Below are 25,306 nucleotides of genomic sequence, written 5' to 3' on the forward strand. Positions count from 1 at the left end.
CGCAAGCCGCTCCCCCCTCCCGCGGCGCTTTGCGAGATGCACCCAAGGACGAGCCCAAGTGAGCGTCGAACGCTACAATCCGCGCGAAATGGAACCGAAATGGCAGAAGGTCTGGGACGATGCCCAGAGCTTTGTCACCAGCAATGATGACCCGCGCGAGCCCTATTACGTCCTTGAGATGTTCCCCTACCCGTCGGGCCGCATCCATATGGGCCACGTCCGCAATTATTCCATGGGCGACGTCGTGGCGCGCTATCACCGCGCCAGGGGCAAGAATGTGCTGCACCCCATGGGCTGGGACGCCTTTGGCCTGCCGGCCGAGAACGCCGCTATTGAGCGCAAGACTCATCCCGGCACCTGGACCAGACAGAACATCGCCGCCATGAAGGCGCAGCTGCAGTCCATGGGCCTCGCCATCGACTGGACGCGCGAGATTGCTACCTGCGAGCCGGAATATTACCAGCACCAGCAGGCCATGTTCATCGACATGATGGCGGCGGGACTGGTCACCCGCAAGCAGTCCAAGGTCAACTGGGACCCCATTGACATGACCGTGCTTGCCAACGAGCAGGTCATTGACGGCAAGGGCTGGCGCTCGGGCGCCCCGGTCGAGCAGCGCGAACTGACGCAGTGGTTCTTCAAGATCTCCGATTTCGCCGAAGAACTGCTCGCTGGCCTCGATACGCTGACCGAATGGCCCGAAAAGGTGCGCACCATGCAGCGCAACTGGATCGGCAAATCCGAGGGGCTGCGCCTCCAGTTCGCTCTGATGCCCAATCAGACCGCTGCCACGGCCGTCGAGGTGTTCACCACCAGACCCGACACCATATTCGGCGCCTCCTTTATCGCGCTGTCGGCCGATCATCCGCTGAGCACGCAATTGGCAGCCGACAATGCCGGCCTGGCGAGCTTCATCGCCGAATGCCGGTCGCTGGGCACCGCCACCGAAGCGCTGGAAAAGGCAGAAAAAAAGGGCGTCTTTACCGGGCTTTACGCAAAACACCCGGTTATCGACGGCGCGACTTTGCCCGTCTATGTCGCCAATTTTGTGCTGATGGAATATGGTACCGGGGCGATTTTCGGCTGCCCGGCGCATGACCAGCGCGATCTCGACTTCGCGCGCAAGTATGATTTGCCCGTCAAGCCCGTCGTGCTGCCGGCCGGCGCCGATGCCGTTACCTTTGCCGTGGCTGACGAGGCCTTTACCGATACGGGCACCATTTTCAATTCGGGGTTCCTCGACGGCAAGACCATTGAGGATGCCAAGCACACGATTGCGGCCCATTTTGCCGGGCGTGAGGTCGATGGCCGGGCGCAGGGGACCGTGGAAGTCAACTATCGCCTGCGCGACTGGGGCGTCTCCCGCCAGCGCTATTGGGGCTGCCCGATCCCGGTGATCCATTGCGAGGTCTGTGGCACCCTGCCCGTGCCCAAGAAGGACCTGCCCGTGGTACTGCCCGAGGATGTCAGTTTCGACAGGCCCGGCAATGCGCTCGACCATCACCCGACCTGGAAACACGTCGACTGCCCGCAATGCGGCGGTGCTGCCCGGCGTGAAACCGATACCATGGATACCTTCGTCGATTCGTCCTGGTATTATGCCCGCTTCACCGCGCCGCACGCGGCGACCCCGACCGTGCCCGACATCGCCAACCGCTGGTTGCCGGTCGATCAGTACATTGGCGGCGTCGAGCACGCGATTCTGCACCTGCTCTATTCGCGTTACTTCACCCGCGCCATGAAGGCGACCGGCCATGTCGGTCTCGATGAACCCTTCAAGGGTCTCTTCACCCAGGGCATGGTCACCCATGAAACCTACAAGTCACCCAAGGGCGACTGGGTGGCCCCGGTGGACGTCGTGGTCGAGACCTTCGGCGAGGGCCGCCGCGCACAGCACCTGAAGTCGGGCGAGCCCATCACGATCGGCTCGATCGAAAAGATGAGCAAATCCAAGAAGAACGTCATCGATCCCGACGAGATCGTTGCCACCTACGGGGCCGATACGGCGCGCTGGTTCATGCTCTCCGATTCGCCGCCCGAACGCGACGTGCAGTGGACCGAGGCCGGCGTCGAAGGCGCCAGCCGCTTCCAGCAGCGCGTATGGCGGCTGGTCGGTGAAATCATCGATATCGCGCAACAGTCATCCGGCACTGTTCGTGAAAGTGACGACAGCGAAGCCATCGCGCTGCGCAAGATAGTCCACCGTGCGGTGCACAATGTCGGCAATGACATCGAGGGCCTGCGCTTCAACCGCGCCGTGGCCCAGATCTATGAGCTGACAAATGCCCTGGTCCGCACCGCCGGCATCTGCGCCGTCGCACCTGCTGCACGGCTGGACGCCCTCGAGCTGGGCGTCTCCCACCTGATCCAACTGATCGCCCCGATGATGCCGCACCTGGCCGAAACCTGCTGGGAAGCCCTAGGCAAGCCAGGCCTCGTGGCCGATGCGCTGTGGCCTGAGGTCGATGCAGCGCTGCTGGTTGACGACGAGGTCACCCTGCCCATCCAGGTCAACGGCAAGCGCCGCGGCGAAATCACCCTCGCCAAGGGCACGCCAGCCGCCATAGTGGAACAACTGGTCTTGTCTATGGACGAGATTGTCCGCATGCTCGACGGCAAGGCACCCAAGAAGATCGTCATCGTGCCGGACAGGATCGTCAATGTCGTGGTCTGACGCGCTCCGGCGCACCGTACTGGCAGGGCTGTTGCTCGGCATGGGCGCCACGCTGGGTGCCTGCAGCTTTACCCCGGTCTATAGCGGCGCGCTGGCCAACCAGCCGTCCCTCAACCTCGCCTATGCCAAGCCAACCAGCCGGCTCGAACAGATCATCTACCAGGAGCTATCGCTCCGCTTTGGCAGCTCAACCGCACCCACCGCCCCCTTGGCGACCGTATCGGCCGCCAGCAGCGGGGCAGACATGGTGGTCACCACCACCAGCAACCCGGCCAAGCCCGTCAGCGTCACCGTAACGGCGACGCTGACCATCACTGCCCGCGACGGCAGCGATACCGAGCCCACCGTCCTGGTGCGGACGGCATCGGCAGAATATACCCGGGCTGGCCAGGTTCTGGCTGACAATGCCGCTGCAACTGAGGCGGCTGAACGGGCCGCCCGTGGCGCCGCTGAGTCGCTGAGGCTGGGCGTGCTGGCAGCGCAAAGCCGCTGATGTCGGCGCTCAAGGCCCATGAAGTCGGCCGCTTTGTCACGCGGCCAGACATTGATGAGGGAATTTTCCTCGCCTATGGGCCCGATACCGGGCTGGTCCGAGAGACCGCCCAGCAGCTGATTCGAAAGCTGGCTGGGGATGACCCCGAGGCGGCCAGTATCGTGACCCTGGATGGTGCTGAGGTTGACGCCGACCCCTCCATTCTCGCGGTGGAAGCCAAGACCATTTCCCTGTTTGGCGGCAAGCGCATTGTGCGCGTGCGCGGCGCCGGAAAATCCCTGGTCATGACCCTGACCGAACTGCGTGACGACCTGCAGGGCGCCGCCATCGTGCTCGAAGCCGGCAATCTTACCCCCAAGGATGCCCTGCGGGCCCTGGTGGAGGCCGCCAGGAATGGGCGGGCCCTGCCCTGCTATCCGGACAGCGACGAGGCCCTGCAGGCCCTGATTCGCGAGACCTTCAATCAGCAGGCCATCCGGGTCGACGCCGATGTCGTGGCGACCCTGCGCGAAATCCTCGGCAATGATCGCGAGATCACCCGCCGCGAGCTGGAAAAACTCTGCCTTTATGCCGCCGCCAGCAAGGTGCTGACCCGGGACGACGTATTGTTGTTGTGTGCTGACAATGGCATGCTGGTCATAGACGCTATCGTCGATGCCGCCGCCGGTGGCCACGCCGAGCGTCTGGAACTGGCCCTCAATCGCGCCTTGTCGTCCGCTGTCGATCCACAGCGCCTGCTGGCCATCTGTGCCATGCATTTTGCCAATCTGCGGCGCTGGCGGATCGAGGTTGATGCGGGCAAGTCACCGCGCGCCGTGCTGGATGGCCAGCGGCCAAAGCCGCATTTTTCCCGCGCGAGCGCCCTGGAGCAACAGTTGCGGCTCTGGTCGGACACGGCCCTGGCAGGCGCCAGCGCGCGGTTGCTGCAGACCACGGCAGATACGAGACGCCGTCCCGGTCTGGCCGAAGCCAGCCTGCGCCGGGCCTTGCTGGCCATCTGTATGATGGCCGCCGCCCACTAGCCGCAGCGTTTCACGTGAAACGCGCCTGACCTAGTTGGTACCCGTCAGCTTGAGACAAATCCCGTCAAGCTGTTCGAGCGTCTTGTAGCGGATTTCCAACTTGCCACCGCGATCGCCATGCGCCAACGACACCGACAGGCCCAAGGCGTCCGACAGGCGACGCTCCAGCGCCACGGTGTCGGCATCGCGCTCATTGGCGGAGGCACTGGGCTTCTTGGTGCCGGCAATGTCGCGCTGCTGGCTCATGGCCTCGGCCTCGCGCACCGAGAGACCGCCGGATACGATCTGGCGCGCCAGCGTGGCCGGATCTTCGGCGGTGATCAGCGTGCGCGCATGACCGGCGGTCAGCGTGCCGCTGGCCACCATTTCGCGCACATCTTCAGGCAGGCGCAGCAGGCGCAGCGTATTGGCAACATGCGAGCGGCTCTTGCCGATCACCTGGGCCAAGTCCTGCTGGGTATAGTCGAACTGCTCGATCAGCTGGCCATAGCCCATGGCCTCTTCGAGCGGATTGAGGTCGGCGCGCTGCACGTTCTCGATAATGGCAAGCTCGAGCGCTTCCTTGTCATCCACGTCGCGGATGATAACCGGCACATCATGGAGGCCGGCGCGCTGCGAGGCGCGCCAGCGCCGCTCACCGGCAATCAGCTCGAAGATATTCGGATCATTGCTGGGGCGCACCAGCAGGGGCTGCATGACCCCCTTCTCGCGAATCGAATTGGTCAGCTCCTCGAGCTGCTCGTCATTGAAGGAGCGCCGGGGATTGGAGCGGTTGGCGATGATGAAATCGACCGGCAACCGCTTGATGCCACCCGATTCGGTGACCCGGGCGCCTTCAACCGTAGCCATATCGCCAATCAGCGCGGCCAGCCCGCGACCAAGACGTGTCGGTTTTTCGTTCATGGTCGGGCTCCTATGCCGCGTTGAGCTGCCGCTCGCGGCGGATCACTTCGGTGGCCAGCCGCAGATAGGCCTGGCTGCCGGCACATTTCAAGTCATATAGCAAAGCGGGCTTGCCATAGGATGGCGCCTCCGACAAGCGCACATTGCGCGGGATCACCGTGTCATAGACCAGCGAGCCCATTTCACTGCGCACGTCGGCCAGCACCTGCTCGCTCAGATTGTTGCGCTTGTCGAACATGGTCATGACCACGCCCTGGATCGACAGCCCGGGATTGAGTGTGGAACGGATCTGCTCGATGGTCTGCAACAACTGGCTGAGCCCCTCCAGCGCAAAGAACTCGCACTGCAGCGGCACCAGCACGGCGTCGGCGGCCACCAGAGAGTTGATCGTCAGCAGGTTCAGCGACGGGGGACAATCGATCAGGATATAGCTGACCGGCTTCTCGTTGATCGTCAGATCGCCCAGCTGCTTGAAGGCATTGCGCAGCTTGAACGCACGATCCCCGTGATCGGCTATGGTTAGCTCGACGCCCAGCAGATCCATGGTTGACGGCACGATCGCCACATTGGGCACACTGGTCATGATCGCCGCCTGGGCGACCGTAGCATCGCCCACCAGCAGGTCATAGGACGAGACCTCGCGGTCGTTGCGCGAAATGCCCAGTCCCGTGGAGGCATTGCCCTGCGGGTCGATATCGACAATCAGCACGCGTTCACCGACGGCAGCCAATGCCGTGGCAAGGTTGATGGCCGTCGTGGTTTTGCCCACGCCGCCTTTTTGATTGGCCAGTGTCAGGATACGGGGCGCCACTATCGGCCTCCAGCTCGTTTGCCGCTAACGTACTGTTTTCGCGCTCAGATTCGTGAGCGTGAGCAGAACACCGCTTGGATCGGTGTCGCTGGCTGTTGATACCACGTTAAAGTCCCACCGCGTAACCGTTTCGGCGAGTTCTTCAACATGTTCCCGCCCTTTATGCAGGATCGCCCGTGTGTGGGCGCCAAAGAACGGCGCCATCCACTCACAGAGCTGCGGCAGGCTGGAGAGAGCGCGGCAGGTGATCACGTCGGGCACCGGTGTTTCACGTGAATCAAGCTGATCGCTGCGGCGTCCCTCGACCGCCACCAGCAGGCCCAGCTCGCGCGTTACCGTGCGCAGAAAACTGACCTTGCGGCCATTGGGCTCAACCAGAGTGAACTGTCGATTTGATCCCTTGAGCGCGATCGCCAGAGGCAAGGCGGGGAAACCGCCGCCGCTGCCGATATCCAGAAAGGACTGATCACCCGGCTGCAGCAGACTCAACACCTGCAGGCTGTCGGCAAAGTGTCGTGACCAGACCGCCTCCAGTGTTTCACGTGAAACAAGATTCTGCACCGTCTGCCATTTGACCACCAGGGCAGCATAAGATTCCAGATCGGCGCCAACGGCCGCCAACGGCCGCGTGAAATAGACGGCATAGGGTTCAATGGCAGAATAATCGCTCATCAGCTCGCCTTGCGCAGTTCGCCACGGCGGATAACGGCCAGCAGCAGCGTTACCGCCGCCGGCGTCATGCCATCCATGGCCTGCGCCTGGGCGATGGTTTGTGGACGGTGCTGCGCCAGCTTCTGCCGGAGTTCCATGGAGAGTCCGGGAATGACTGCATAGTCAATCCCGTCCGGAATCGACTTGTGTTCATCGCGGCGGACCGCGGCGATATCATCACGCTGACGCTCGAGATAAACCGCATATTGCGCATCGACCACGAGCTGCTCCATCACCGCTTCCGCTATCGCGGCGATTTCCGGCCAGAGATGCACAACATCAGCCGTGCTCATTTCAGGATAGGACAGCAATTCAAAGGCCGAGCGGGTCTTGCCGTCTTCATTGATGGCAATGCCCGCCTTCCGGGCGGCGCTGGGTGTGGTCGTCAAGCCCGTCAGCATGGCCCTGCCGTGGCTCAAGGCGTCCGCCTTCGCGCCGAACAGTGCTGTACGCTGCGGGCCGACCAGGCCTGTAGCGACGCCCAGCGGCGTCAGTCTCTGGTCGGCATTGTCGGCCCGCAAATGCAGGCGGAACTCGGCCCGTGAGGTGAACATGCGATAGGGCTCGCTGACGCCGCGTGTCACCAAGTCATCGACCATGACACCAAGATAGCTTTCCGTGCGCGACAGCACCAGCGGATCGCGACCCACCGCAGCCAGTGCGGCATTGGCCCCGGCCAGTAGACCCTGCGCCCCCGCCTCTTCATAGCCCGTGGTGCCGTTGATCTGACCGGCCAGATAGAGGCCAGGCTGGCGCTTCACCTCCAGCGTGGGGCGCAGTTCGCGCGGGTCGACATAATCATATTCGATCGCGTAGCCAGGCCGGACAATCCGTACCTGCTCAAGGCCCGGCATAGATCGCAGGAATGCTTCCTGTACGTCAGCTGGCAGCGACGTCGACAGCCCATTGGGATAGATCGTTGTATCATCGAGCCCTTCGGGCTCGAGAAAGATCTGGTGACTGTCGCGATCGGCAAACCGCACCACCTTGTCCTCGATCGACGGACAATAGCGGGGGCCACGGCTGCTGATCTTGCCTGAATACATGGCGGAGCGATGCAGGTTATCGGCGATGATCTTGTGCGTCTCTGCCGTCGTGCGGGTGATATGACAGCTGACCTGCCGCGTGGTAATGGCCGCCGTCAGCGCAGAAAATGGCTCTGGCGGCGTATCACCGGGCTGCTCTTCGAGAACAGAAAAGTCGATGGTGGAACCATCTAGCCGCGCCGGCGTGCCAGTCTTGAGGCGGCCTAAGGCCAGGCCCATGGTCTCCAGGCGCGTCGAAAGGCCGAGCACCGGTGCCTCCCCCATGCGGCCTGCCGGGGTGGTCTCCTCGCCGCGATGAATAAGGCCGCGCAGAAAGGTCCCGGTCGTCAGGACAACTGCTCGGGTCGAGAATTGGCGTCCGTCAAGCAGGCGCACCCCGGACACCAGTCCATCGGTTACCTCGATATCATCGACTTCGCCCTCGATGACTTCAAGGTTTGGCTGGCTGGAAATCGCCGCCTGCATGGCCTGGCGATAGAGCCTGCGATCAGCCTGAGCACGCGGGCCCCGTACGGCCGGACCCTTGCGTCGATTGAGTACGCGGAACTGGATGCCGGCGGCGTCCGCTACATGGCCCATCAGCCCATCAAGCGCATCGATCTCCCGTACCAGGTGACCCTTGCCGAGACCGCCTATGGCGGGGTTGCAGCTCATCTCGCCAATGGTGGCAAAGCGATGCGTCACCAGGGCTGTGGGAACGCCGAGGCGTGCCGAGGCCGCGGCGGCTTCACAGCCGGCATGCCCGCCGCCAACAATGATGACTGCATAGTCGCTCATGGCACTGATCTCCAGATGGGCTCAATAGGCCAATGTTTCACGTGAATCAATTCACGGCTCACGGCAGGTACGGTTCCGTCGGCTGGCACGGCCGCGGCGCAATGTTTCACGTGAATCATTTACCGATACAGAAGCTGGCAAATAGCCGATCCAGCACCCGCTCGGCATCGATCTTGCCGACCAGCCTTTCCAGCGCCTGCGAAGCACTCCGCAGGCTTTCGGCTGCCAGTTCGGGCTGCGCCAGTTGCGCTGCCGTATCGCGCAGCGCGTCCTGCGCACTAAAGAGGGCCAGGCGATCGCGCTCCCGGCTGAGCAGACCGGGCTCGCCACCGATCTTGTTGGCACCAATCGCCGCTATGGCGGCGATCAGTTCGCTCAGTCCCTGCCCGGTCGTCGCCGAGACGTGAAAATCCGCTTGCACCGGTTTTCCCAGGTCGGTCTTCGTGCCGATACGCAGATCGGCCGCAGCTTTCAGCGCCGCGTCATGATCGGCGATCTCAGGTGCTGTTAGCCACAACACGATATCGGCCTGGGCGATCGCGGCGCGCGCTCGCCGTACCCCCTCCGCCTCAGCCTTACTGTCAGCGTCGCGCAGACCAGCAAGATCAAGCAGTATATAAAGCTGTCCGCCAATATCGAGCGGCACTTCGCGCACGTCCCTGGTCGTACCTGCTTCATCAGTGACAATGGCAATGTCTGAGCGCGCGAGGGCGTTGAGCAGGCTCGACTTGCCTGCATTGGGGGCGCCTGCCAGCGCCACTCTTATGCCTTCGCGAATGATGCGACCACTTTCCGCCGCGGCCAGTGCCGCGGCAATGTCGGCCTGCAGTGTCATGATGCTGTCGGCAAAGCTGTCCGGCAGGGCATCGGTAACATCGCCTTCATCAGAAAAATCAAGCCGCGCTTCGATCTCGGCCCGCAAATCGAGCAGCTGATGCCGCCAGTTCGCGACCCGCTGGCTGAGACCTCCTTCGAAGCGGGCCAGTGCCTGGCGCCGTTGATTCTCGGTTTCGGCATCAAGCAGATCGCCCAGCCCTTCGATTTCCACGAGGTCGAGCTTGCCGTTCTCGAAAGCGCGCCGGGTAAACTCGCCCGCCTCGGCCAGACGGGCACCCAATGCTGTGAGCAGCCGCAGGATGGCCCGCACCCCTGCGGGGGAGCCATGCACCTGCAATTCAGCACAATGCTCGCCAGTGAAGCTGTGCGGCGCCGGAAAATAGGCAACCAGGCCGCGATCAAGCAGCGAATCCTGGCCAATGGGGCGGAGGGTCAATCGACGCGGTTCGGGGACCTCGCCCGCGACGGCCCGCAGCAATGCCGGGACCTCGGGTCCGGAAAGGCGGATCACGGCCACGCCGGACGGCGTTGCCCCGGAGGACAACGCCACAATGGTATCGCCCGATCGCATGGCGATCAGGTGGGGCTAGGGGCGTTTGCGAATTGCGACGCGCCCATGCCGGCTAGGTGTTCATCGAATCGAAGAAGTCGGAATTCGTCTTGGTCTGACGGACCTTGTCCATCAGGAATTCCATGGCGTCGATCGTCCCCATCGGATTGAGGATACGGCGCAGCACGTACATCTTCTTGAGGATATCGGGCTCGATCAGCAATTCTTCCTTGCGGGTACCCGACTTGGTAATGTCGAGAGCCGGGAAGATGCGCTTGTCGGCGACCTTACGATCGAGAATGATTTCCGAATTGCCGGTGCCCTTGAATTCTTCAAAGATCACTTCGTCCATGCGCGAACCGGTATCGATCAGCGCCGTTGAAATGATGGTCAGCGAGCCGCCGTCCTCGATATTGCGCGCGGCGCCGAAGAAACGCTTGGGGCGCTGCAGCGCATTGGCGTCAACACCACCGGTCAGCACCTTGCCCGATGACGGAACCACCGTGTTGTAGGCACGGCCCAGGCGGGTGATCGAATCGAGCAGGATGACCACGTCATGCTTGTGCTCGACCAGGCGCTTGGCCTTTTCGATCACCATTTCGGCGACCTGAACGTGGCGGCTGGCGGGCTCGTCAAAGGTCGAGGAGATGACTTCGCCGCGCACCGAGCGCTGCATGTCGGTCACTTCTTCGGGCCGCTCGTCGATCAACAGCACGATCAGATAGCATTCGGGATGGTTGGCAGCAATTGATTGTGCAATATTCTGTAACAGTACCGTCTTACCGGTACGTGGTGGAGCAACAATCAGGGCACGCTGGCCCTTGCCAAGCGGCGCCACCAGGTCCAGCAGGCGCGCCGACCGATCCTTGATGGTCGGATCGGGCATCTCCATGCGGAGACGCTCCTCGGGATAAAGTGGCGTCAGATTGTCGAAGTTGACCTTATGGCGCACCGCCTCGGGATCTTCGAAATTGATGGTATTGACCTTGAGCAGCGCGAAGTAGCGCTCGCCATCCTTGGGAGACCGGATCTGGCCTTCAACCGTGTCGCCGGTGCGTAGACCGAAGCGACGGATCTGGCTCGGGCTGACATAGATGTCATCCGGGCCTGGCAGGTAATTGGCGTCGGGCGAGCGCAGGAAACCGAACCCGTCCGGCAGGATCTCGACAACGCCTTCCCCGGTAATGTCCACTTCCTGAGCGGCCAGTTCCTTGAGGATGGCAAACATCAATTCCTGTTTGCGCATGGTCGAGGCGTTCTCGACCTCGTGTTCTTCGGCGAACACCAGCAATTCGGCCGGAGATTTGGCCTTGAGCTCGCTGAGCTTCATATTCTGCATGTAAACGATAAACCCTTGAGGGAAATCTGGACGCTAGTCGATTGGGGAGGGCAGGCACCGCGCAGCGACCCGGGCGGGCCAGCTTGTGAAATGGGATGCGTGGCAACCCACATAACGCGAACCCGCGGCCGTTTCAAGGTTGAACCGGTATGGCTGTTGCAGATTCACGTGAAACCGTGCGCCTAGAAAGGCTTCACGATGACCATGATGACGATGATGATGGCTATGACGAAGGGGATTTCATTGATCGCCCGGAAGAATTTGTGGCTGCGCGTATTGCGATCCTCGGCAAAGGCCCGCCGCAGCGAGCCATAAAACCCCTGCATCCCGGTCAGCGCAATGACCATTGCTGCCTTGACCCACATCCAGCCCATGGAAAGATCCACCAGCCCAAGGCCAAAAGCCAGCCACAGCCCGAAGATCCAGGTCGCGATCATGGCCGGCACCATGATGCCGCGATAGAGCTTTCGTTCCATGATCTTGAAGGTCTCGGAGGCCTCCGAACCCACCGCCACACCCGCGTGATAGACGAACAGCCGCGGCAGATACAGCAATCCCGCCATCCAGGCGATTACCGAGAGCACATGCAGTGCCGTAACCCATTCAATCATTCCAAAGCCCCATCAACGCGCCGCCTAGCCGTTTTTGACCCGGTCGATCAGGCGCGCGACATGCTCGATCGGGGTTTCCGGCACAATGCCATGGCCCAGATTGAAAATGTGCGGGCGATCGCTGAAGGCGGCGATAATGGCATCGACGCGCTCATCCATCTGCGCTCCGCCGGCCACCAGCCGCAGCGGGTCCAGATTGCCTTGCACCGGCAGAGACTTGGGCAAATGCCCGGCCACAAAATTGAGCGGCGTTGCATAGTCCAGCCCCAGTGCATTGACCCCGGTCTGCGCCGCATAGCGCGCCAGATTGCCGGCGGCACCGCGCGGAAAGCCGATGATCGGCGCATTGGGCACCCGCGCGCGCACGCCCTCGACGATACGGCGATTGGGCCCGATGACCCTTTCATCAAAAGCCAGGTCATCGAGGTTGAGCGCCCAGCTTTCAAACAATTGCACCACATCGGCGCCGGACTCGAACTGGGCCACCAGATAGTCAATGCTGGTATTGACCAGGATATCCATCAGCTTTGCGAAGGCCTCAGGATGGCGCACGGCAAACAGCCGCGCCGCCGCCTGATCGGTCGATCCCCGACCACCGATCATATAGGTCGCCACAGTCCAGGGAGAGCCACAGAAGCCGATCAGGGTCTTTTCCGGTGCCAGCGCAGCTTTGAGACCCTTGAGCGTCTCCAGCACCGGCGCCAGGTGATCCAATGCCCGTTCGGGCTGCAGTTGGGCGATGCTGGCCTCGTCCACCGCATCCAGGATCGGTCCCTCGCCTTGTTCAAAGCGAACTTTCTGACCGAGCGCGTCGGGGATCACCAGAATGTCCGAGAACATGATCGCAGCATCGAGGTCGAAGCGGCGCAGCGGCTGCAGCGAAACCTCAATCGCCAGTTCGGGCGTATAGCAGAGCTCGAGGAAGTTCTTCGCCTTGGTCCTGGTTGCGCGGTATTCCGGCAGATAACGACCAGCCTGTCGCATGATCCAGATCGGCGGCCTGGCTTGGCGCTCGCCGAGCACGGTGGCGAGCAGAGGTTTATGGGTCACGTCCGACTTCCCTTCCAAAACCCCAAAGAGTCTTTCTGACTTCGTATTTGTATTATCATGACGGTGTTTTGGGGCAATTCATGCCAATCCACAATCACCCTGCCTCGTGGCACAAGCGCGCAGCTACATGCTTAACGCCCTGTTAACAGAGTCTGGCAGCCCAGCGCTTCACCTCTGCTTAACACTCCTTAACGAAGCCTTAACGGGCCGACTCCGGAGTCAACGATTCGCTTTTGCATGTGCATAAGCGCTTGGCCGCAGCAGCAGCGCCTCCAGCACTTATCCCCATAGCTATCAGTTGCCCGACGGAACCGGGCTACGGGGTCGACGTGTTAACAGTTCGGTAACCAAGTCGAACAAGTTTGCCGATCGACCAAAGTCATGAGTCATTGTCACAGCTTGGGCTTGAGCTGTGCATGACAGTGTGGAAAACATGCTAGCCATGTTGATCCTCGCCTCCCAGAGTACCACGCGCAAAGCCTTGCTGGAGCAGGCCGGATTGCGCTTTTCCACCGCCCCCGCCCGGCTGGACGAGCGGGGGCTGGAATCGGCCGCTTTGGCGGCCGGCGGCGACGGTCGTGACGTCGCTGCCGTACTGGCCCGGCACAAGGCCGATTGGGTGGCCCGCGACCATCCCGGCGCGATTGTGATCGGCGCCGACCAGACCCTGAGCCTGGGCACCGAACTTTTACACAAGCCGGTGGACCGCGCCGACGCCGTCGCCCAGCTTGAGCATCTGCGCGGCAAGACCCATCGGCTGCATGCCGGCATTGCCCTGGTGCGCGACGGCCAGCTGCTGTGGTCCGATGTGCAGACCGCCGAACTGACCATGCGGGACTTCACCCCCGCCGAGCGCGACGACGTGCTCGACCGTGAGGGCGACGCCGTTCTGGCTTCGGTCGGCGGCTATCGGCTTGAGGGCCCGTCGATTCACCTGTTCGAAAAGGTCGTCGGCGACTATTTCACCATTCTGGGTCTGCCGCTGCTGCCGCTCCTGGCCGCCTTGCGCGCCATTGCCCCCGAGACCCTGACGTGACCCGCAAAGCCTTCGTGATCGGCCACCCGATCAAGCATTCCCGCTCCCCGCTGATCCATGGCCAGTGGCTGGCTGAGCACGCCATTGACGGCAGCTACGAAGCCATCGATGTGGCGCCAGACGCCCTGCCTTCGTTTTTCGAGCGCTTGCGCCGCGGCGAATTCGTCGGCGGCAATGTCACCATTCCGCACAAGGAAGCCGTGTTTGCGCTCTGCGACAGCGTTGACCCGCTGGCCGCCACCATTGGCGCGGTCAACACCCTGGTGGTCACCGATGGCAGGGTGCACGGCACCAATACCGACTATCTCGGCTTTCTCGGCAATCTCGACGCTGCTGCGTCCGGCTGGGATCGCCCCGACCGCCCCGCCATCGTCCTGGGTGCTGGTGGCGCCGCGCGTGCCGTGCTGGTGGCGCTGAAAAGCCGTGGCCTTGCTGTCCGCCTGCTCAACCGCACTTTGGTCACCGCCGAGGCCTTGGCCCATGAGTTTGGTGGCGACATTACAGCCAGCGAGCTCGATACATTCAATAATGTGGCCCCAGGCGCCGGCCTGGTGGTCAACACCACCTCGATTGGCATGCAGGGCAGCCGCTTTGATGGGCTGGACCTGGCCATTCTGCCCGCCGATGCACTGGTCACCGATATCGTCTATGTGCCGCTGCAGACCCCGCTGCTGGCCGATGCCCGGGCGCTGGGTCTGGCCACGGTGGATGGCCTGGGCATGCTGCTGCACCAGGCCGTGCCCGGCTTCGAGGCCTGGTTTGGCGTTCGGCCCACGGTGACGCCGGTGCTGCGGGCGCGCATCCAAGCCACGCTGGAGTCCTGACATGTGGCGCATCGGTCTCACCGGCTCCATTGCCACGGGCAAGTCCACGGTGCTCAAGGCCTTTGCCGATCTGGGCGTGCCGGTTTTTTCCGCTGATACTGCCGTGGCCGAGCTCTATGCCGGTGATGCTGTCGAACCCGTCGAGGCCCTGTTCCCCGGTGTGGCCCGGGATGGGGTAATCGATCGGGCCATCCTCTCGCAACGGCTGGCCGCCGATCCGTCCGGCTTTGCCCGGCTTGAGGCCGTCGTTCATCCCCTGGTGCGGGCGCGCATCGCCGCCTTTCTCGAGGAGGCCGAGGCACAGGGGCACCCCCTGGCCGTGGTGGAAGTGCCGCTGCTGTTCGAGAGCGGCTTTGACTATGGCTTTGACGCCGTGGGCGTCACCTGGGTCGATCCGGCCATCCAGCGTCAGCGCGCCTTGGCCCGGCCGGGAATGAGCGGGGAAAAACTCGACACTATCCTTGCCCGCCAGCTGTCGCAGGACCACAAGAAGGCCCGGGCCACCTATCTTTTCAATACCGGCCTGCCCCTTGCCAGAACGGTGGAGATGGTTGCCGCGCTGGTGGCGGCCATCCGCGCCAGAGAGCTAAAAAAATGAACCGTGAGATTGTGCTCGATACCGAGACGACCGGTCTGTCGCCGGCCTCAGGCGATCGCCTGGTGGAAATCGGCTGCGTCGAGCTGATCAATCACATCCCCTCCGGCCAGCACTTTCACGTCTATGTCAATCCGCAGCGCGCCATGCCCGAAGAGGCGTTCCGGGTGCATGGGCTGAGCGACGAGTTCCTGGCCGACAAGCCATTGTTCGGCACCGTGGTGGACGATTTCCGGGCCTTTATCGGCGACGCGACGCTGGTCATCCACAATGCGCCCTTCGACATGGGTTTTCTCAATGCCGAGCTCGAACGGGCCGGGCACAAGCGGCTGGCCAATCCGGTGATCGACACCGTAATGCTGGCGCGCCAGAAGCATCCTGGTGCCCGGGTCAGCCTTGATGCCCTGTGCAAGCATTACGGCATCGACAATGGCCGCCGCACCCTGCACGGCGCCCTGCTCGACAGCGAGATTCTGGCCGAAGTCTATCTCGAGCTGATCGGCGGCAAGCAGGTCAGCCTGGCGCTGATCGCCGAAAATACCGTCTCGGGCGCCGATGCCATCGCCACCAGGACCACCGTCCTGCAACGGCCGACCGCGCTGCCGCCGCGGCTGACCGCGGACGAGGCCGCGGCCCATGGCCTGTTCATTGCCGCCATGGGTGAAGCAGCGCTGTGGCAACGTTATCCTGATGAGACCAGCGCAGCGCCTTAGGCAGGCATGAAAAAACCCCGGATCGCTCCGGGGTTTTGTTTTCGGTATCAAACAATCAGTTCGGCTTGCCCGAGCCATCGGTAGGCGCTGTCAGTGGCGCGGCGCCCTGCTGGGCGGCCAGCTTGGCCAAGTTCTGCCGGTAGATGGCGGCAAAATCGACGGGCTCCATCATCAGCGGCGGGAAGCCGCCCTGTTGGGTCACGCTGGCCAGCACCTGGCGGGCAAACGGGAAAATCAGCCGCGGGCACTCGATCATCAGCAACTGGCTGAGCGTCGCTTCGGGCACGTTCTTGAGGCGGAAGACGCCGCCATAGATCAGCTCGACATTGAACAGCACGACCGCTTCGCGATTGGCCTTGGCGTTCAGCGTCAGCTCGACCGCGTAGATATCGTCGGCCTGCTTCTTGACCGCGACCGAGATCGAGACATTGAAGGCCGGATTGCCGCCGCCCGCCATGATCGAGCCGGGCGCGCCGGGATTTTCGAACGACAGATCGCGGATATACTGGCCCACCATGTTCATGCTGGGCGGGTTTTCCTGGGCTGTTGCGCCGCCCTGGTTCTCGTCGGTCATAGACGGTTCCTTTGTCGAAAAAGCGTTGCTGCTGGCTACCATCTTTGCCGGTGGGCCACAAGCACGGCCCCGGTCGGCCGGCTAGTGTGGCCGGTAATCGTCTTCATCAAGATCAATGGTTCCCGGACCGCCGACGCGCGGATCATCCGGCTGGCGCGGCGCGCGATAGCTGGTCGTGGCGCTGACCACGGTGACCCGGCTGGCGAGCCTGGCATAAATCCAGCCGCGTACCGGCGGCAGCAGCAGCGCCAGCGCCACCGCATCGCTCAGAAAGCCCGGCAGCAGCAGCAGCAGCGCCGCCAGCCCGATCATCATCGCATCGGCAATGGTGCGGCCGGGCAATTGGCCGCTGCCCATATTGCTGCGCAGCTGGCCGATCACCTGTATTCCTTGCGCGCGCAGCAAGAGGCCACCGGCCAGCGCGGCGCCGATGATCAGCGCCAGCGTCGGCAGCAGGCCGATGCTTTGCCCCACCTTGATGAAGATGGCGATCTCGACCAGTGGCAGCAGGAGCAGGCTCAGAACAAAGATTCGGGCCAAGATCGGGTATCCTTCTCGCAAAAAGCGCGGCAAAACGGCATTGACCCCATCGTGAACTGGTTTTGGGGTGAGGCTTTGCCTATATATAGGGTAAATCGCGCGCTCCACGAGCGTTCCCGCGTCATTTTCCGACGTAGCCGACCGTAAGGTGCTTGCCCAATGGACGAATTCTTCGATCTGCCTACCCTCATCGTCATTGCCATCGCGGTTTTCGTACTGTTCCGCCTGCGCTCGGTGCTGGGCACAAGGACCGGCACGGAACGGCCGCCGCTCGAGCGCCGCAAGCCCGCCGATGCGCCGGCCAATGAGGATACCGTGGTGCCGCTGCGCCCGCGCAGTGCCGCGGCTCCCGAACTGGACGACGATCGTCGGGCCCGCAAGGTCGAGGCCGAGATCGAGCAGTTTGCCCATGGCGACGCCGAACTGGCCGCCGGCTTCCGCGATGTTGCCGAGGCCGACGTGACCTTCACGCCCAAATCCTTCCTCGAAGGCGCCAAGCAGGCCTATGAGATGATCGTCACTGGCTACGCCACCGGCGACCGCACCACGCTCAAGAACCTGCTGGAAAAGGATGTCTTTGACGGCTTCCAGCGCGCCATCAGTGAACGCGAGGCCGCCGGCCAGACCGTCGACTTCACCTTTGTCGGCCTGCCCAAGGTGGAATATGCCGACGCCGAATATGACAAGAAGAATGTCATGCTCACGGTCCGATTCCATGCCGAAGTGGTTTCGGCCACCCGTGACAAGGATGGCAATCTGGTCGAAGGCAATGCCGACCAGGTCCAGACCATCGCCGATGAATGGACCTTCGCCCGCAATCCCAAGTCGCGCGATCCGAACTGGAAGGTCGTCTCCACCAGCCAGCTCGACTAGGTCCGGCTGCGCCGCGCCCGGTTCATTGCCATGTCCAAGCGCGATCCCAGGCGCCTGCCGCACGATTTTCACCTCTGGACGACCGTCGCCGCGACGGTCGATCCTCTGCGCCGCAAGGGCCTGCTCAAGCTGAGCCATGGGCCCTTGCCGCTGCCAGCACCGGAAGAGGCCCCGGCGCCGCCGGCCAAGCCGGCGCCCAAGCGCCAGCCGCCGCGCCAGCCCTTCCTGCCACCCTATCAGGCACCGGCCCCGGGCACCGCCGCGCCGGACAAGGCGGTCGATCCGGCCATCCGCAAGAAGCTCGGCCGCGGCAAGATCGAGATTGATGGGCGGATTGATCTGCATGACATGACCCAATTGGAAGCGCGGGCGGCGCTGCAGCGCTTTGTCCACGCCAAGGCCGGCCAGGGTGCCCGCACCATCCTCGTCATTACCGGCAAGGGCCTGCGGACCGATGACGATTATATCGCCGCCATGACTGGGCGGGGAATATTGCGCACCATGCTGCCGATCTGGCTCAACGAGCCATCGCTCGCCGCGCTGGTATCCGGCTGGTCCATGGCCAGTCGTGGCCATGGTGGGGAGGGGGCGTGGTATGTGCGCCTGCGCCGCCGATGACCCCGCTCGGCGCCAAGATCCGACAATTGCGCGAGGAGCGCGGCATCTCGCTCAAGGACATGGCCAAGGCGCTCAATATTTCGAGCGCCTATCTCTCGGCGCTCGAGCATGGCCGCCGCGGCAAGCCCACCGGTTTTCTGCTGCACCGGATGATCACCTTTTTCAACGTGATCTGGGACGAGGCCGAGGAATTCCAGCGCCTGGCTGAAATCAGCGACCCCAAGATCACCATCGACACCGCCGGGCTGCTGCCCGAAGCCACCGAGTTGAGCAACCGGCTGGCCGCCGATATCGGCAAGCTCGATGCCGAGGACCTGCGCGCCTTGCGCGACGATCTGGTGCGCCGCAGCGGCAAGACACGGTAATCTCCCTCCCCGAGGGGAGGGAGAACCAGGGCTACAAGACGAACTTGCTCAGATCGGTATCGCCGGCCAGCTTGCCCACCTTGTCGGCGACGAAGGCCGCGTCGATGGCGATGGTCTGGCCCTGCTTGTCGGGGGCGTCAAAGCTGATGTCTTCCACCAGCCGTTCCATCACCGTCATCAGCCGGCGGGCGCCGATATTTTCCACCGTGTCATTGACCAGCACGGCCGCATCGGCAATCGCCTCGATGGCGTCCTGGCTGAACGCCAGCGTCACCCCTTCGGTCGCCATCAGCGCGATATACTGCTTGATCAGGCTGGCCTCGGTATCGTTGAGGATGCGGATGAAATCGCGGCGCGTCAGCGCTTTGAGCTCCACCCGGATCGGTAGCCGCCCCTGCAGCTCGGGCAAGAGGTCACTGGGCTTGCTGACATGGAAGGCACCCGAGGCGATGAACAGGATATGGTCGGTATTGACCGGGCCATACTTGGTCGCAACGGTGGTGCCCTCGATCAGCGGCAGCAGATCGCGCTGCACGCCTTCGCGGGACGGACCGCCCTGCGCCCCGCCTTCGCGATGGGCCACCTTGTCGATCTCGTCGATGAAGACGATGCCGTGGTTTTCCACCAGGTCGATGGCTTCGCTCTTGAGCTGGTCCTGGTCGAGCAGCTTGTCGGCCTCCTCGGCGATCAGCGGCGCATAGGCATCCTTGACCTTGACCTTGCGCTTGACCCCGCGCCCGCCCATGGCCTGCTTGAACATGTCCGAGAGGTTGATCATGCCGATCCCGCCATTGGGCATGCCGGGCATTTCAAAGCCGCCGGTATTGCTGGCCGGCTGCATTTCGATCTCGATCTCGCTGTCATCGATGTCGTTGTTGCGCAGCTTGCGGCGGAACGAATCGCGCGTCGAGGGCGTGGCGGAGGTGCCTACCAGGGCGTCGAGCACCCGGTCCTCGGCATTCTGGTGCGCCTGCGCTTGCACATCGGCGCGCCGCTTTTCACGCAGCACGGCAATGCCGGCTTCCACCAGGTCGCGGATGATCTGTTCGACATCGCGGCCGACATAGCCCACCTCGGTGAACTTGGTGGCTTCCACCTTGATGAACGGGGCCTGGGCCAGCCTGGCCAGGCGACGGGAAATCTCGGTCTTGCCGACGCCGGTCGGCCCGATCATCAGGATGTTCTTGGGGCTGACCTCGCGCCGCAATTCCGGCGGCAGCTGCTGGCGGCGCCAGCGATTGCGCAGGGCAACGGCCACGGCGCGCTTGGCGTCGTTCTGGCCGACGATGTGCCGATCCAGCTCGCTGACGATTTCGCGGGGGGAGAAGTTGGTTTCAGTCATTTGCTTGCTTTCCTGGTGCCTTGTCGAGGAAGCGCACCATCAAATGTTCGTCGATAAAGCGATCGTCCACTTTCATGAAACGCGGATCGGTCCCGTAAATCTCAAAGCCGGCTTGTCTGTAGAGGCGCAGCGCCGGCGCATTGTCCGCGGCCACGCCCAGATGCACCTGCAGCACGTGGACCCGGGCATGCTTGAGCACGGCGTCGAGCAGCGCCTGGGCACAGCCGGTGCCGCGCCATTCCGGCCGCACATAGACCTGCAGCAGCCAGCCCCGATGCGCCTCGCGCTTGCTGCCCTGGTCGAAGGCCATGATGCCCACCAGCTGCCCGTCGGGACTTTCGGCGCCAAAAAAGGCCAGTTTGTCGAGCACTGCCGAAAGGTCGATCACGGCCTGCAGGGCAAAGTCCTCCGCCGTGCGGGTAAAGGCTTCCGGATGCAGGGTCAGCGCCTCGAGCCGGATGGCGCGATAGGCGTCGACGTCATCGCGGGTCAGGCGCCGGACGGAAAAGCTCATGCATCGAGCTCGATGGTTTCGACCGTCACATTGCCATTGGTATAGACGCAGATTTCTTCGGCGATCTTCATGGCGCGGCGCGCCACGTCCTCGGCATCGAGCTCGGTTGCCTGATGCAAAGCCAGGGCGGCGGAATGCGCATAATTGCCGCCCGAGCCGATGGCGATGACGCCATGATCGGGGGTCAGCACATCGCCATTGCCGGTCAGCACCAGCGTATCCTTCTTGTCGGCGACGATCATCATGGCTTCGAGCTTGCGCAGGTAGCGGTCGGTGCGCCAGTCCTTGGCCAGTTCGACGGCGGCCCGCATCAACTGGTCGGGATATTGCTCGAGCTTGGCTTCGAGCCGCTCAAACAGCGTGAAGGCGTCGGCGGTGGAGCCGGCAAAGCCGCCGATCACCTTGCCGCCGGCGAGGCGCCGGACTTTTCTGGCGGTGTGCTTCATGACGGTCTGGCCCATGGAGACCTGGCCGTCGCCGGCAATCACCACCTTGTTGCCCTTGCGCACGGAAACGATCGTCGTCCCGTGCCAGCCGGGGAATGCTGAATCACTCATGAGGGGAAATACTCCAGAACTGTTGAATGATATTTAGGTGGTGACGACGCGATTGCAATGCGTGCAAAGGCGCCGCGCGGTCGCAGGACCGGGCGGTTTGGGCAGGTGAGCGGACCCCGAAGCGGCCATCGCCCCTGAGTAAGTTAAATAGTGAGACGGTAACCGCCTCGGGGTGCCGGTTTTTGGAACTGTCCGGTCCTAGGGGTCGCTCGCCCTGTCGCAACCGAAGCGTGGAACCTGTGGCGGAGGCAAAGCCGCCACCCGGCTCACCCCGCCACTGTTCGCCTGCAGGCCGCCCATGCGGGATGATGGGTATAAGTATGCGCGCAGGTTTCGGGGGCGGGGATAAGAAGCACAAGTCGCACTGCCTTGCTTGGCGGCCGTCCGGCAACGCAATCTTTATGCGTTTGGCCTTATCTGCTAGGACAGCGCCGAACTTTGACAAAAGAGCCGCCCATGCGGACTGCCAGCATTGCCCGCAAGACCAACGAGACCGAGATCGCCGTGACGATCAATCTCGATGGCACGGGCGCCCATACCATGGCGACCGGCATCGGCTTTTGAGCCGCAAGATCATCTTACGCCGAGCTCATTTTTCCTAAAGTAATTTCCAAACGCCTGCTTGTCCTGAGCACTCATCGCCAGCCACTTGTCCCGTGCAGCCGGGTGGACGTGTTCGACGATCTCTCGATCCAACTCCTGGTCACGCAAACCTTGCGCGCGCGCCAATTCGACAAAGCTGAATATGTTCGCGGCGCGCACGCGCCGATAGATTTCGAGATGCCGCCCCAAAAATCGGTTCACCAGCAGCTCTTCCGCCTCCGGCGATAACTCCTCGCCACTCAACTGCTTGTTGAAAAAGCGCCAGCCCCGCCTGAACGCATCCTCAGTCCCCAACACAAGGTACATGGGACGATATTTCCTCAACATCACATAGGCGAATAATAGATAGCAAATTCCCAGCAGGACCAGGACAGTTGCCAGGCTCATGAGCCATTGAACGCTAACCGACATTTTCCCGACCAACAGTTGCGTGGGTTGCCATATCTTTAGCGCTTGGGATCGACCAGGCAAAGAGGAGATCAACCCAATCTTCACGCGCTCATGCCTATCTGCTACTGAGCGGCCGCATTCCCGGAGACCACCATGCGTAAAGCCAGCATTGCCCGCAAGACCAACGAGACCGAGATCACGGTCGCGATCAATCTCGACGGCACGGGCGCCCATACCATGGCGACCGGCATCGGCTTTTTCGACCACATGCTCGACCAGCTCAGCCGCCACTCGCTGATCGACATGGACGTAGCCTGCAAAGGCGACCTGCACATCGACTTTCACCACACCGTGGAGGATGTCGGCATCGCGCTGGGCCAGGCCGTGGCCAAGGCGCTCGGCGACAAGAAGGGCATTGTCCGCTATGCCTCGTCCGACCTGCCCATGGACGGCACGCTGACCCGAGCCGCGCTCGACGTCTCGGGCCGGCCGTTCCTCGTGTTCCGGGCAGAGTTCAGCCGCGACAAGGTCGGCGAGATCGACACCGAGCTGTTCCGTGAATTCTTCCAGGCCTTTGCCATGAATGCCGGCATCACCCTGCATATCGAGAACTTCTACACCGACAACAACCACCATCTGGCCGAGTCGATGTTCAAGGCGGTGGCAAGGGCGCTGCGGATCGCGGTGGAAATCGATCCGCGCGCGGGCGACCGCGTGCCCAGCACCAAGGGCACGCTCTAGGCTTTTGTTTTCGCCCCGTTTGCACTAGATCGTCCCCATCTACGGAGTCACCCCGGCTCAGGCCGGGGTCCATCCTGAGATCTCAAGATGGATTCCGGCCGGAGCCGGAATGACATTGAGGTGTTGGAGAAAACTGTGACCCTTTATGCCATCTTCGATCCCAAGCCGGGCCACACCGCCCTGCCCGCGGCGATTCCGGAACAATTCTCCTGGTTGGCCGCCATCTTGCCGCCGCTCTTCCTGCTGCGCCATGGCCTCTGGCTGGAGCTGATCGGCTTCGCGCTGGCCGTGGTGGCGCTGGTGCTGGTGGCGTCGGTTATCGGCGATGATGTCGCCTTCCTGCTCTATCTGCTCGGCGCGCTCTGGCTCGGCTTTGCGGCGCCCGATCTGCGGCGCTGGGCCCTGCGCCGGCGCGGCTGGAATGGACGCGGTCCGCGTGTTGCCGCCAGCGCCGATCTGGCCCAATTGGAGGCGCTGTCATGAGCCTGGTCACCATCGTGGATTACGGCGCGGGCAACCTGCACTCGGCAGCCAAGGCCTTCGAGCGTATGGCTGCTGTCGTCGGCGACATCACCATTGAGGTGACCGCCGATCCCGAGCGCGTCCGCCAGGCCGACCGCATCATGCTGCCCGGCGTCGGCGCCTTTGCCGATTGCAAGGCCGGGCTCGATGCCGTGCCCGGCATGGTCGAGGTGCTCAACGAGCGCGTCATTGGCGGCGGCACGCCGTTCCTGGGCGTCTGCGTCGGCATGCAGCTGATGGCCTCGGAAGGCCGCGAAAAGGCCGTGACCCCCGGTCTGGGCTGGATCCCGGGCGCGGTACAGTTCATCACCCCGTCCGATCCGGCGCTCAAGGTGCCGCATATGGGCTGGAACACCATTGCCATTACCCGGGCCCATCCCCTGTTCGACAGGATCCAGGATGGCCCGGATGGGCTGCACGCCTATTTCGTGCACTCCTATCACCTGGTGCCCGAGGACCCCGGTCACCTGCTGGCGACCACCGATTACGGCGGACCGCTCACCGCCTGTATCGGCCGCGACAATATGTTCGGTGCCCAGTTCCACCCCGAAAAGAGCCAGGCGCTGGGCCTGCAACTGATCGAGAATTTCCTGAGGTGGACGCCGTGATCCTGTTTCCTGCCATCGACCTGAAAGACGGCCAGTGCGTGCGGCTCAAGCTGGGCGACATGGACCAGGCCACCGTGTTCAACGACAACCCGGCGGCCCAGGCCAGGAGCTTCGAGGACCAGGGTTTCGAGTATCTGCACGTGGTCGATCTCAATGGCGCCTTTGCCGGCGAAAGCGTCAATGGCGCGGCGGTTGATGCGATTCTGGCGGCAGTGAAATTCCCGGTGCAGTTGGGTGGCGGCATCCGCACAATGGCCCATATCGAAGGCTGGCTCGACAAGGGCCTGGCGCGGGTGATCCTGGGCACCGTCGCCGTGCGTGATCCGGCTCTCGTGAAGGAAGCGGCGAAAAAATGGCCCGGCCAGGTCGCCGTCGGCATCGATGCCCGCAAGGGCATGGTGGCGGTGGAGGGCTGGGCCGAGACCTCCGAGCTCAGCATCATCGAGCTGGCCAAACGCTTCGAGGGCGCCGGCGTGGCGGCCATCATCTATACCGATATCGACCGCGACGGCGTGCTGGCCGGCATCAACTGGGAGTCCACCATCGCGCTGGCTCAGGCGACATCCATTCCGGTGATCGCCTCGGGGGGCCTGGCCTCCATGGCCGATATCACTCGCCTCACCCAGCCGGACTGCGCCGTGCTCGAAGGCGCCATTTCCGGCCGCGCGCTTTACGATGGCCGCATTGATTCACGTGAAGCACTGGCTTTGCTGAGACGCGCGGCATGACCCTGGACCCGTCAGGCGCGGTACAGCGCCGCTTTCCCTGGCTGGGCTATGGCATCATCTGTGCGGTAATTCTGCTGTTGACGCTGTTGCCGCTGTTCTCGGTACTGTTCACGGCCGCGGTCGCCGAGGCCAATGGCTGCCAGGTGGACGAGGGCAGTGCCCATGTCTGCATGGTCATGGGCCAGGACTGGGGCGAGCTGCTCTACTTTACCGGCGTCATGGGCTGGCTCATGCTGGCCACCTTCCCGCTGGGCGGTGGCGCCCTTATCGTCTCGCTCATCGTGCTGACCATTCATCGCCTCGCCTGGCGGCGGGCACAGACCAGGCCCTCGTCATGAC

General features: G+C 63.0%; 29 protein-coding genes and 1 pseudogene. 16 read left to right on the forward strand and 14 right to left on the reverse strand.

The genetic code is table 11. The annotated features are described in order from the left end of the window. Positions 1 to 58: 58 nt before the first annotated feature. From leuS to holA, 3 genes are read left to right on the forward strand one after another with little or no spacing between them, the layout of a single operon-like run. Positions 59 to 2,674: a leucine--tRNA ligase gene (leuS, locus tag AC4NN3_RS10535; RefSeq protein WP_491927053.1), complete on the forward strand. Its 2,616-nt coding sequence runs from the start codon at positions 59 to 61 to the stop codon at positions 2,672 to 2,674. After that, positions 2,661 to 3,167, forward strand: coding sequence for a hypothetical protein (locus AC4NN3_RS10540; RefSeq protein ID WP_491927054.1), 507 nt, complete (start codon positions 2,661 to 2,663; stop codon positions 3,165 to 3,167). The genes leuS and AC4NN3_RS10540 overlap by 14 nt, the downstream gene beginning before the upstream one ends. Further along, on the forward strand, positions 3,167 to 4,189 hold the full coding sequence (gene holA, locus AC4NN3_RS10545) for a DNA polymerase III subunit delta (protein ID WP_491927055.1): 1,023 nt from the start codon (positions 3,167 to 3,169) through the stop codon (positions 4,187 to 4,189). The genes AC4NN3_RS10540 and holA overlap by 1 nt, the downstream gene beginning before the upstream one ends. A 30-nt stretch (positions 4,190 to 4,219) precedes the next feature. Here holA and AC4NN3_RS10550 read toward each other — a convergent pair whose 3' ends face one another. The 8 genes from AC4NN3_RS10550 to hemE all read right to left on the reverse strand — a co-directional run bounded on the left by AC4NN3_RS10550 (position 4,220) and on the right by hemE (position 12,824). Beyond that, complete coding sequence (locus AC4NN3_RS10550) at positions 4,220 to 5,092, reverse strand: ParB/RepB/Spo0J family partition protein (RefSeq protein ID WP_491927056.1); 873 nt, start codon at positions 5,090 to 5,092, stop codon at positions 4,220 to 4,222. A 10-nt stretch (positions 5,093 to 5,102) separates the two neighbouring features. Beyond that, positions 5,103 to 5,903 carry a ParA family protein gene (locus tag AC4NN3_RS10555; protein WP_193337733.1) on the reverse strand — a complete coding sequence of 267 codons (801 nt, stop codon included), beginning with the start codon at positions 5,901 to 5,903 and terminating at the stop codon, positions 5,103 to 5,105. A 24-nt stretch (positions 5,904 to 5,927) separates the two neighbouring features. Beyond that, positions 5,928 to 6,575, reverse strand: a complete 648-nt coding sequence (rsmG, locus tag AC4NN3_RS10560; protein WP_491927057.1) for a 16S rRNA (guanine(527)-N(7))-methyltransferase RsmG — start codon at positions 6,573 to 6,575, stop codon at positions 5,928 to 5,930. Continuing rightward, positions 6,575 to 8,437 (reverse strand): tRNA uridine-5-carboxymethylaminomethyl(34) synthesis enzyme MnmG, encoded by a 1,863-nt coding sequence (mnmG, locus tag AC4NN3_RS10565; protein WP_491927058.1) that lies wholly within the window; start codon positions 8,435 to 8,437, stop codon positions 6,575 to 6,577. Before mnmG ends, rsmG begins: the two co-directional genes overlap by 1 nt. A 115-nt stretch (positions 8,438 to 8,552) precedes the next feature. Beyond that, positions 8,553 to 9,851: a tRNA uridine-5-carboxymethylaminomethyl(34) synthesis GTPase MnmE gene (gene mnmE, locus AC4NN3_RS10570; RefSeq protein WP_491927308.1), complete on the reverse strand. Its 1,299-nt coding sequence runs from the start codon at positions 9,849 to 9,851 to the stop codon at positions 8,553 to 8,555. Positions 9,852 to 9,897: 46 nt separating this feature from the next. Then, positions 9,898 to 11,163 carry a transcription termination factor Rho gene (gene rho / locus AC4NN3_RS10575; RefSeq protein ID WP_193337729.1) on the reverse strand — a complete coding sequence of 422 codons (1,266 nt, stop codon included), beginning with the start codon at positions 11,161 to 11,163 and terminating at the stop codon, positions 9,898 to 9,900. A 182-nt stretch (positions 11,164 to 11,345) separates the two neighbouring features. Then, positions 11,346 to 11,774 carry a protoporphyrinogen oxidase HemJ gene (gene hemJ, locus AC4NN3_RS10580; RefSeq protein WP_491927059.1) on the reverse strand — a complete coding sequence of 143 codons (429 nt, stop codon included), beginning with the start codon at positions 11,772 to 11,774 and terminating at the stop codon, positions 11,346 to 11,348. A gap of 24 nt (positions 11,775 to 11,798) precedes the next feature. Beyond that, the gene (gene hemE / locus AC4NN3_RS10585) at positions 11,799 to 12,824 is read right to left on the reverse strand and encodes a uroporphyrinogen decarboxylase (RefSeq protein WP_491927060.1); all 1,026 of its coding nucleotides are present in this window, start codon (positions 12,822 to 12,824) and stop codon (positions 11,799 to 11,801) included. A 433-nt stretch (positions 12,825 to 13,257) separates the two neighbouring features. Between hemE and AC4NN3_RS10590 the strand changes: the two genes are divergently transcribed. From AC4NN3_RS10590 to dnaQ, 4 genes are read left to right on the forward strand one after another with little or no spacing between them, the layout of a single operon-like run. Further along, positions 13,258 to 13,860 carry a Maf family protein gene (locus AC4NN3_RS10590; RefSeq protein ID WP_491927061.1) on the forward strand — a complete coding sequence of 201 codons (603 nt, stop codon included), beginning with the start codon at positions 13,258 to 13,260 and terminating at the stop codon, positions 13,858 to 13,860. Then, complete coding sequence (locus tag AC4NN3_RS10595) at positions 13,857 to 14,684, forward strand: shikimate dehydrogenase (RefSeq protein WP_491927062.1); 828 nt, start codon at positions 13,857 to 13,859, stop codon at positions 14,682 to 14,684. The genes AC4NN3_RS10590 and AC4NN3_RS10595 overlap by 4 nt, the downstream gene beginning before the upstream one ends. A 1-nt stretch (position 14,685) precedes the next feature. Next, positions 14,686 to 15,282 carry a dephospho-CoA kinase gene (gene coaE, locus AC4NN3_RS10600; protein WP_491927063.1) on the forward strand — a complete coding sequence of 199 codons (597 nt, stop codon included), beginning with the start codon at positions 14,686 to 14,688 and terminating at the stop codon, positions 15,280 to 15,282. Then, positions 15,279 to 15,992 carry a DNA polymerase III subunit epsilon gene (gene dnaQ, locus AC4NN3_RS10605; protein WP_491927064.1) on the forward strand — a complete coding sequence of 238 codons (714 nt, stop codon included), beginning with the start codon at positions 15,279 to 15,281 and terminating at the stop codon, positions 15,990 to 15,992. The genes coaE and dnaQ overlap by 4 nt, the downstream gene beginning before the upstream one ends. 55 nt (positions 15,993 to 16,047) lie before the next feature. Here dnaQ and secB read toward each other — a convergent pair whose 3' ends face one another. Then, on the reverse strand, positions 16,048 to 16,566 hold the full coding sequence (gene secB / locus AC4NN3_RS10610) for a protein-export chaperone SecB (protein ID WP_491927065.1): 519 nt from the start codon (positions 16,564 to 16,566) through the stop codon (positions 16,048 to 16,050). Between the two features lie 81 nt (positions 16,567 to 16,647). After that, on the reverse strand, positions 16,648 to 17,106 hold the full coding sequence (locus tag AC4NN3_RS10615; protein ID WP_491927066.1) for an FxsA family protein: 459 nt from the start codon (positions 17,104 to 17,106) through the stop codon (positions 16,648 to 16,650). Between the two features lie 159 nt (positions 17,107 to 17,265). Here AC4NN3_RS10615 and AC4NN3_RS10620 point away from each other — a divergent pair, with 159 nt between their 5' ends. Genes AC4NN3_RS10620 through AC4NN3_RS10630 form a run of 3 tightly spaced genes read left to right on the forward strand, consistent with a single transcriptional unit; the run spans position 17,266 to position 18,962 of the window. Beyond that, the gene (locus AC4NN3_RS10620) at positions 17,266 to 17,979 is read left to right on the forward strand and encodes a Tim44/TimA family putative adaptor protein (RefSeq protein WP_491927067.1); all 714 of its coding nucleotides are present in this window, start codon (positions 17,266 to 17,268) and stop codon (positions 17,977 to 17,979) included. Positions 17,980 to 18,009: 30 nt separating this feature from the next. Further along, positions 18,010 to 18,597 carry a Smr/MutS family protein gene (locus tag AC4NN3_RS10625; protein WP_491927068.1) on the forward strand — a complete coding sequence of 196 codons (588 nt, stop codon included), beginning with the start codon at positions 18,010 to 18,012 and terminating at the stop codon, positions 18,595 to 18,597. After that, entirely contained in the window at positions 18,594 to 18,962 is a 369-nt protein-coding gene (locus AC4NN3_RS10630; protein WP_491927069.1) for a helix-turn-helix domain-containing protein, read from the forward strand. The genes AC4NN3_RS10625 and AC4NN3_RS10630 overlap by 4 nt, the downstream gene beginning before the upstream one ends. Before the next feature lie 31 nt (positions 18,963 to 18,993). Here the strand turns inward: AC4NN3_RS10630 and hslU are convergent, their stop codons facing one another. Genes hslU through hslV form a run of 3 tightly spaced genes read right to left on the reverse strand, consistent with a single transcriptional unit; the run spans position 18,994 to position 21,375 of the window. Then, positions 18,994 to 20,304 carry an ATP-dependent protease ATPase subunit HslU gene (gene hslU, locus AC4NN3_RS10635; RefSeq protein ID WP_491927070.1) on the reverse strand — a complete coding sequence of 437 codons (1,311 nt, stop codon included), beginning with the start codon at positions 20,302 to 20,304 and terminating at the stop codon, positions 18,994 to 18,996. Continuing rightward, on the reverse strand, positions 20,297 to 20,818 hold the full coding sequence (locus AC4NN3_RS10640; protein ID WP_491927071.1) for a GNAT family N-acetyltransferase: 522 nt from the start codon (positions 20,816 to 20,818) through the stop codon (positions 20,297 to 20,299). Before AC4NN3_RS10640 ends, hslU begins: the two co-directional genes overlap by 8 nt. Beyond that, entirely contained in the window at positions 20,815 to 21,375 is a 561-nt protein-coding gene (gene hslV / locus AC4NN3_RS10645) for an ATP-dependent protease subunit HslV (RefSeq protein WP_491927072.1), read from the reverse strand. Before hslV ends, AC4NN3_RS10640 begins: the two co-directional genes overlap by 4 nt. 456 nt (positions 21,376 to 21,831) lie before the next feature. Here hslV and AC4NN3_RS10650 point away from each other — a divergent pair. Beyond that, positions 21,832 to 21,936 (forward strand): annotated as a pseudogene (locus AC4NN3_RS10650) (imidazoleglycerol-phosphate dehydratase); the annotation flags it as partial. A gap of 12 nt (positions 21,937 to 21,948) precedes the next feature. On the opposite strand, the gene AC4NN3_RS10655 reads toward AC4NN3_RS10650, so the two are convergent. Then, positions 21,949 to 22,365 (reverse strand): hypothetical protein, encoded by a 417-nt coding sequence (locus tag AC4NN3_RS10655; RefSeq protein WP_491927073.1) that lies wholly within the window; start codon positions 22,363 to 22,365, stop codon positions 21,949 to 21,951. 156 nt (positions 22,366 to 22,521) lie between these two features. Here AC4NN3_RS10655 and hisB point away from each other — a divergent pair, with 156 nt between their 5' ends. The 5 genes from hisB to AC4NN3_RS10680 all read left to right on the forward strand — a co-directional run bounded on the left by hisB (position 22,522) and on the right by AC4NN3_RS10680 (position 25,305). Beyond that, a complete protein-coding gene (gene hisB, locus AC4NN3_RS10660; RefSeq protein WP_491927074.1) occupies positions 22,522 to 23,109 on the forward strand; it encodes an imidazoleglycerol-phosphate dehydratase HisB in 588 nt (195 codons plus the stop codon). A 135-nt stretch (positions 23,110 to 23,244) separates the two neighbouring features. Next, complete coding sequence (locus AC4NN3_RS10665; RefSeq protein WP_491927075.1) at positions 23,245 to 23,592, forward strand: DUF2628 domain-containing protein; 348 nt, start codon at positions 23,245 to 23,247, stop codon at positions 23,590 to 23,592. After that, entirely contained in the window at positions 23,589 to 24,239 is a 651-nt protein-coding gene (gene hisH, locus AC4NN3_RS10670; RefSeq protein WP_491927076.1) for an imidazole glycerol phosphate synthase subunit HisH, read from the forward strand. Before AC4NN3_RS10665 ends, hisH begins: the two co-directional genes overlap by 4 nt. Further along, a complete protein-coding gene (gene hisA, locus AC4NN3_RS10675) occupies positions 24,236 to 24,967 on the forward strand; it encodes a 1-(5-phosphoribosyl)-5-[(5-phosphoribosylamino)methylideneamino]imidazole-4-carboxamide isomerase (RefSeq protein WP_491927077.1) in 732 nt (243 codons plus the stop codon). The genes hisH and hisA overlap by 4 nt, the downstream gene beginning before the upstream one ends. Then, positions 24,964 to 25,305: a hypothetical protein gene (locus AC4NN3_RS10680; protein WP_491927078.1), complete on the forward strand. Its 342-nt coding sequence runs from the start codon at positions 24,964 to 24,966 to the stop codon at positions 25,303 to 25,305. The genes hisA and AC4NN3_RS10680 overlap by 4 nt, the downstream gene beginning before the upstream one ends. The last annotated feature ends 1 nt before the right edge of the window (position 25,306 follow it).

The organism is Devosia sp. MDV22-iso42, assembly GCF_058629155.1.